Below are 2361 nucleotides of genomic sequence, written 5' to 3'. Positions count from 1 at the left end.
ATCTTTTAACATATAAGTATAGGCCATAATAGCAGGAGCTACACCAAATGAGACTAAATCGCACAAAGAATCAAGTTCTTTACCGAACTCGCTGCTTACGCCAAAATATCGGGCCACTCGTCCGTCCAAACCATCAGCTATCATAGCTGCCACAACGAAAAAAGCTGCATAGGTAAAATCACCCTGTAGCGTAAATATAATAGCAAACATGCCTAACACAAGATTTATTGTAGTAACTATATTAGGAATAGCGTTTCTCACTGTTCCTTTAACCTCCCTATTACTGTCTTACCGCCTTTAACTCTATCCCCCTTTTTTACCAGTACTTCTACTGTTGTCGGTACAATGAGTTCAGTACATGAACCAAACTTGATAAGCCCATAACGTTCGCCCTGTTCGAGTACAGAGCCCAGAGTGACCCACGAAACAATGCGCCGAGCTAGTATGCCAGCAATTTGAGTCACTAATACACGCACCTTGCTATTTTCTAGTCCAATAGCATGACGTTCATTTTCACTCGTTGCTGATTCTTTATATGCAGGTTTAAATCTGCCACAAGTATATTGCTGAAATTTAATTTCACCATGAACGGGACTACGATTAACATGAACATCAAAAACGGATAAAAAAATAGTTATTTTAAATACTTTATCATTAAGAAACTGGTCATCATAAACTTCCGTAACTGACATAACTTTACCATCGGCAGGCGATACAATCAAAGTATCGTCACAAGGCACTTCACGTGTCGGGTTACGGAAAAAGAAAGTAATAAAAGCTGTCAGTACTCCGGGAATAATCGCCCAATAGGCGCCCAAAGTAAGCGCGGTGATAATAGTGACCAGTCCAAGTACAGCAATATAAATATAGCCTTCTTTAACAACCGGATTATGTACCATCTATGCGCCTCCCCTCTCATGCTCTTCCGGTAAACAGGCAAAATGCAAGTTCAATATATCAGTATAATATACTTAGTTTACTTTGTCTAACTTTTTCTGTCTAATATTACTTTGATGGCAAATCGTGGTAAAGCCATCATTCGAATTACACGCTGGGGTTGTTGAATTAAACGAAACAACCATTCCAAACCCGCGCGCTGCATCCATAAAGGGGCACGTTGCACTGCACCAGCCATTACATCGAATGTGCCACCTACCCCCATACATACCGAGACATTAAGCTTAGTAAGATTCCGGGCTAGCCATTTTTCCTGCTTGGGAACACCCAAAGCTACCAGTAAAATATCTGGTTGGGACTCTATGATCTGCTGTACAATTTTGGGTTCATCTTGTTCTTTGAAATAACCATGTCTTGTACCAACAATTTTTAATCCTGGATAACGTTCTAAGGCAAACTGTTTGGCTTTGCCTATAATATCAGGATGACTACCAAACATAAATACTCTATAGCCTTTCTTGGCTGCTAGAGCTAATAAGTTCTGAGCCAAGTCATAACCTGCTACTCGTTCAGGGATAGTATATCCCTGATATCTTGCTGCCCATACCACACCTGCCCCATCCGGCACTACCAAGTGACATTGGGTAAGAATTGAGGCTAATTCCCGGTCTTTTTGCGCCAGCATAACCATCTCGGCATTGGCAGTAGCAATTAAATGTGGCCTTTTTTGGAGAATAAACTGTTCAAGCCTGGTCACTGCTTCGGACATCGTTACAACATCAATGGGAACATGTAAAACCGTTGCTTTTATACTCACTAAGAAACATATACTCCTTACATTTTTGTTTTTTCTACCCTAAAACATTGTACCACAAGTTTAAAATGACGGCAATCTCGACCATGGCCACTTCCAAAAAGGCTGCATGTTTTCTTCTTTTTGAGGCTTATTATCGTCGGGATTTAGCCATTCTTTGATCCGATCTTCCAATCGTGATGCTTTCGGTTCAGTTCCTCGGATAAAAGCACTGTATTCTATTTCTTTGCAGCCACTTCCCGCCAATTTTCCCGTAGTAGCACAAATGGGAATATTGGTAACAACATTTGCTGGAACAGGAAAATCGCTAGGTGGTGTATCGGCTACTATTTTGTAAACCATCTTACCCCATAAAGCTGATACTTCGGTACCAGAAATGCCTATCGGTTTACGGTTATCATTACCTGCATAGATTCCCACCAGGATATCTGGAGTATAACCAATAAACCAAGCGGTTTCATAATTATCGGTAGTACCGGTTTTTCCGGCGGCTGGCCGACCCAAATTAGCCGGTGTTGCGGTTCCATCTTCTAGCACACCTTTTAGCATATCTGTTACTATATACGCAATTTCCGGTTTCAATACGGCTTGTTGCACAATGTTATTCTCTTCAAGTACATTATCATTTCCGTTAGCCATCTTAAAAGTTC

General features: G+C 41.0%; 4 protein-coding genes. All 4 read right to left on the bottom strand.

All coding sequences use genetic code 11. The features are described from left to right. Window positions 1–261, bottom strand: a 261-nt coding sequence (locus tag AC29Z1_RS16755) for a CDP-alcohol phosphatidyltransferase family protein (RefSeq protein WP_488272592.1), incomplete at its 3' end; no start/stop codon positions are given. Further along, entirely contained in the window at window positions 258–899 is a 642-nt protein-coding gene (locus AC29Z1_RS16750) for a phosphatidylserine decarboxylase family protein (RefSeq protein ID WP_488272591.1), read from the bottom strand. The genes AC29Z1_RS16755 and AC29Z1_RS16750, both read right to left, overlap by 4 nt. Window positions 900–985: 86 nt before the next feature. Next, window positions 986–1714, bottom strand: coding sequence for a WecB/TagA/CpsF family glycosyltransferase (locus AC29Z1_RS16745; protein WP_488272590.1), 729 nt, complete (start codon window positions 1712–1714; stop codon window positions 986–988). 60 nt (window positions 1715–1774) lie between these two features. Beyond that, the coding region (locus AC29Z1_RS16740; RefSeq protein WP_488272589.1) for a penicillin-binding transpeptidase domain-containing protein at window positions 1775–2361 on the bottom strand (587 nt) is incomplete at its 5' end.

The organism is Sporomusa sp. (genome assembly GCF_057736855.1).
The sequence above is the reverse complement of the archived record's forward strand: the minus strand, read 5'-3'. Positions and strand labels throughout refer to the sequence as shown.

Bases quoted from the DNA above. Each gene is read 5' to 3' on its own strand.
- AC29Z1_RS16750 (WP_488272591.1), bottom strand. From the start codon at position 899: ATGGTACATAATCCGGTTGTTAAAGAAGGCTATATTTATATTGCTGTA.